At 70.8% G+C, this 4688-nt stretch carries 4 protein-coding genes and 1 pseudogene; all 5 read left to right on the forward strand.

Going from position 1 to position 4688, the window contains the following annotated elements:
- Positions 1-24 precede the first annotated feature (24 nt).
- Positions 25-474, forward strand: coding sequence for a Holliday junction resolvase RuvX (gene ruvX / locus AC1DUQ_RS17810; protein WP_477074252.1), 450 nt, complete (start codon positions 25-27; stop codon positions 472-474).
- A 58-nt stretch (positions 475-532) separates the two neighbouring features.
- Positions 533-1681 carry an endolytic transglycosylase MltG gene (mltG, locus tag AC1DUQ_RS17815; protein WP_477074253.1) on the forward strand — a complete coding sequence of 383 codons (1149 nt, stop codon included), beginning with the start codon at positions 533-535 and terminating at the stop codon, positions 1679-1681.
- A 2-nt stretch (positions 1682-1683) separates the two neighbouring features.
- Entirely contained in the window at positions 1684-2496 is an 813-nt protein-coding gene (locus tag AC1DUQ_RS17820) for a shikimate dehydrogenase (RefSeq protein WP_477062288.1), read from the forward strand.
- An 89-nt stretch (positions 2497-2585) separates the two neighbouring features.
- The gene (locus tag AC1DUQ_RS17825) at positions 2586-4262 is read left to right on the forward strand and encodes a GspE/PulE family protein (protein ID WP_477061976.1); all 1677 of its coding nucleotides are present in this window, start codon (positions 2586-2588) and stop codon (positions 4260-4262) included.
- Positions 4263-4383: 121 nt separating this feature from the next.
- Positions 4384-4688: pseudogene (locus AC1DUQ_RS17830) on the forward strand (type IV pili twitching motility protein PilT); the annotation flags it as partial.

A 4688-nucleotide genomic window follows, 5' to 3' on the forward strand; every position in this document is an offset into this window, starting at 1 on the left:
CCCGACGGGCTGATCGCCACGCCGGTGGCCACGCTCGCCCGTGCGACCGGCACGAAGGGTCGGCTCCCTGCCGACCTCGCGCAGGTGGTGCGGGAGGTGCAGGAGCGAGGTGTGGGTGTTGTGTACGTGGGACTCCCGATGCACTTGTCGGGTGCCGAAGGTTCCGCATCTGCGGCCGCGCGCGCGTACGCTGTCCAACTGGCGCAGGCCGTCGCACCCGTCGCGGTGCGGTTGGTCGACGAGCGGATGAGCACGGTGTCCGCCCATCACGCGCTGCATGCGTCCGGCCGATCCGGACGCAGCCACCGGCAGGTCGTCGATCAGGCGGCCGCGGTGGTGATCTTGCAGTCCGCGCTGGACGCGGAGCGTGCGTCGGGACGACGTCCCGGTGAGCGGGTCCCGGTCGACCCAGGACAGCACGTTCCAGTGGCGCGCGGGGGGGCTGCGGGCGACGCACGGACGACTGTGGAGTGACTCGCACGTGACCAACAGCCAGACCGACCGCTGGGCCCCTGGAGAACGGAGCGACGAGGTGAGTGATCTCTTCGGCGGCGACACCCGCGTCGCCCCTCCTGAGCACCGGCCCTCGCGATCCCGCGGTCGAGCCAAGGAGCAGCGCGAGCGCAAGCGTCGCCGTCGTCGCTCGATCTGGGTGCTCGTCGTGGCCCTCCTCATGGTGGTCGGCGCCGCCTACGTGGTCGTCGAGCTGATGGGCGGCTTCTTCCAGGGTCAGGGAGGCTCCGGCAGCGGGGTCAAGGACTACACCGGGGTCGGTCACGGCAGGGTGGAGATCGTCATCAAGCCCGGCGACACCGGCGCGGACATGGCGACGACGCTCGTGGACGCCGGGGTCGTCGCCACCGCCAAGGCCTTCAACGACGCCTTCGCCGCGAACCCGCAGGCAGGCTCGATCCRGCCGGGCACCTATTCGATGCTGCTCGAGATGAAGGCCTCCGACGCCGTCACCGCGCTTCTCAACCCGTCGAGCCGGGTCTCGTTCAAGGTCACGATCCCCGAGGGGCTCACCAAGGACCAGATTGCGACGAAGCTCAGCGAGAAGATGGCCGTCCCCGTCGAGGACGTCCAGGCCGCGATCGCGGACCCCGCTGCCATCGCGCTCCCGGCCGAGGCCAACGGCAACGCCGAGGGCTGGCTGTTCCCTGCCACCTACGATATCCAGCCGGACGCCACGCCGGCGAGCGTGCTGGCGCAGATGACCGCGCAGACCGTCGCCGTGCTGACGCAGAAGGGTGTCCCGCAGGACCAGTGGGAGACCGTGCTCAACAAGGCGTCGCTGGTGGAGCGCGAGGCGAAGCTCCCCGAGGACCGGCCCAAGGTGGCCCGTGCCATCGAGAACCGGCTCGACAAGGAGATGGTCCTGCAGATCGACGCGACGGTCGCCTACGGGCTGGGCATCTCGGGCATGGACCTGACCACGGAGATGACGCAGGACGACTCCAACGCCTACAACACCTACACCCACCTCGGGTTGCCGCCGTCGCCGATCGCCTCCCCGGGTGCGGTGTCGATCGACGCGGTCCTCAACCCTGAGCCGGGTGAYTGGCTCTTCTGGGTGGCGGTCAACCTCGACACCGGGGAGACCCGGTTCGCCGTCACGAACGAGGAGCACAACGCGAACAAGGCACTGCTTCGTCAGTGGCAGGCGGAGAACAGCGGGTGACCATCGCCGCCCCTCGACGGGCGGCGGTGCTCGGGCACCCGGTGGCGCACTCGCTGTCACCGACGCTGCACCGTGCCGCCTACGCGGCGCTGGGCCTCGACGGCTGGCGCTACGACGCCGTCGACGTCACCGAGGCTGAGCTCGAGGCGTTCGTGCGCGGGCTCGACGGCTCCTGGGCGGGGCTGAGCCTGACCATGCCGCTCAAGCAGACGGTCATCCCGCTGCTCGACCACGTCGAGCCGCTCGCCGAGGTGGTCGGTGCGGTCAACACCGTGCTGTTCCAGGGCCGCACGCTCGTCGGCGCCAACACGGACGTGCACGGGATCGTCGCCGCCCTGGGCCTGGACGGCCCGGTCGGGACCGCGGCCGTGCTCGGCGCGGGCGCCACCGCGTCGTCGGCGCTGGCCGCACTCGCGCAGCTGGGCTGCACCTCCCCGGTGGTCTACGTGCGCGCGGTCGCACGGGCCGGCGGTCTCATGCGTGCCGCGCACCGGATGGGGGTCACCCCGGTGTACCGCACGCTCGATCACGCCGGCGAGATCGGGCAGGCGGACGTCGTCGTGTCGACCCTCCCGCCGCACGCCGCCGATCCTCTGGCGGGCCGGCTCGAGCACGCCGCGGGCACCCTCCTGGACGTCGCGTACGACCCGCGCCCCACGGCGCTGTCCCTCGCCTGGGCGGCTGCCGGGGGAGTGGTGGTGGGCGGTGAGCAGATGCTGCTGCACCAGGCCGCCGAGCAGGTCCGCCTGATGACCGGGCACCCGGCACCTCTTGCCGCGATGTCGGCCGCCCTCGAGGACAAACTCAGCGGCTGACTTCCTCAGGCACGTCGACCTCCCTGCCGATGTCTACAGAGACATCCGCGCGGCCAGCACCCGGCCGCCAGCTCGACGGAGGGACGCGCGTGAAGCAGCTCGGGGAGATCCTGCTCGACGACGGACTGGTCACGGAGGCGCAGCTGCTCGCCGCGCTGGACGAGACGTTGGCCCGGGGCACGACGTTGGGACGCACGCTGGTCGAGCTCGGGGTCCTCACCGAGTCCCAGCTGGTCAAGGCGCTCGCCAACCAGGTCGGCATGGACTTCGTCGACCTCGACGACTACCCGGTCGACCGCATGGCCGTCAGCCTGGTCCCCGGCGCGCTGTGCCGCCGCTACTCCGTGCTTCCCGTCGCTCTCGAGGGCGGGTCGATCGTGCTCGCGACCTCCGACCCCGGCAACGTCATGGCGGTCGACGACGTGCGCTCCGTCTCGGGCATGTCCGTCATCCCTGTCATCGCCACGCACGACAACCTGCTGCGCGCGATCGACCGGTACTGCCGTGCCGACGACGAGATGGAAGACCTGTCGCAGGCGTTCGAGGACGCCGACGCCGAGGCCGAGGCCGACCTCTCCAAGATGGCGGAGATCGGCAACGAGGACGCGCCGATCGTGCGGTTCGTCAACCTGCTGGTGACGCAGGCGATCACCGACCGGGCCTCGGACATCCACATCGAGCCGTCCGAGCACGACCTCCGGGTCCGCTACCGGATCGACGGCGTGCTGCACGAGACCCAGCGGGCGCCCAAGCAGATCACCGGCGGCGTCATCAGCCGCGTGAAGATCATGAGCGACATCGACATCGCGGAGCGCCGCAAGCCCCAGGACGGCCGCATGTCCGTGGTGCACAACGGGCGCAAGATCGACCTCCGGGTGGCCACGCTGCCGACCGTGTGGGGCGAGAAGATCGTCATGCGAATCCTCGACAACTCCACCGCGAGCCTCGACCTGCGCGACCTGTCGTTCCTCGAGTCGAACTACGAGGTGTACCGCGAGTCGTACACCAAGCCGTACGGGATGATCCTGGTCACCGGGCCGACCGGATCGGGCAAGTCGACCACGCTCTACGCGACCCTCAATGCGGTGTCCAAGCCGGAGATCAACGTCATCACGGTCGAGGACCCCGTCGAGTACCGGCTCGCCGGCATCAACCAGGTCCAGGTGAACGTGAAGGCCGGCCTGACGTTCGCCGGGGCGCTCCGATCGATCCTGCGGTCCGACCCCGACGTCGTCCTCCTCGGTGAGATCCGCGACCACGAGACCGCGCAGATCGCCATCGAGGCCGCCCTCACCGGTCACCTCGTGCTCTCCACGCTGCACACCAACGACGCGCCGTCCGCCATCACCCGTCTGACGGAGATGGGCATCGAGCCGTTCCTCGTCGGTTCGGCCCTGGACGCGGTCGTGGCCCAGCGGCTCGCGCGCAAGCTCTGCAACAAGTGCAAGGAGCCGTACACGCCGACCCCCACGGAGCTCCTCGCGGCCCGTTTCCCGTGGGTCGACGGGGAGCCGCTGCCGGAGCTCATGCGCCGGGTCGGCTGCGCCACGTGCTCCAAGACGGGGTACCGGGGTCGGCTCGCGCTGCACGAGGTCATGCGGGTCACCGAGGAGATCGAGCGCCACGCAGTCGCTCACTCGTCGTCCGCCGACATCGCTGCGACGGCGGTGAAGCAGGGCATGATCCCGCTGCGCGACGACGGCTGGCACAAGGTCGCGCTCGGGCAGACCTCCATCGAGGAGATCCTGCGCGTCGTCGTCACGTAGTAGCGACGCGTGCTGATGCCTCAAGTCGGGCATCCGCACCGCCGATGAACGGTCCAGGACGAAGGCCTGGTACCGGCACGCCCGTGCCGGTCGAACCGGGTGACCACGTGGAGGGAATGACGTGAGCGAGAACTATCAGGCACCCGCGGGGGAGCCCTCGCGGCCGTTGCCGCCCTACCGACCCGTCGGACCGCAGGCGGGGGCGCCGGCGATGTTCTCGCCGATCCCGTCGCAGAGCACCGCGCAGCAGGCGCCGCCCAGCCCACCGCCGTACCAGGCGCAGGCTCCGGCCGCGCCCGGGGCCGCCTACCAGGCCGGTCCGTCCGGTCCGCCGCCCTACACGCCGCCGCCCGCCGCGCCGGCGACGTCGTTCTCGCCCCAGGGGCCGACCACCTCCGCGATGGGCGCCACCCGGGTCTTCATGCC

The sequence above is a fragment of the Cellulomonas sp. P4_B5_2 genome (assembly GCF_056402235.1).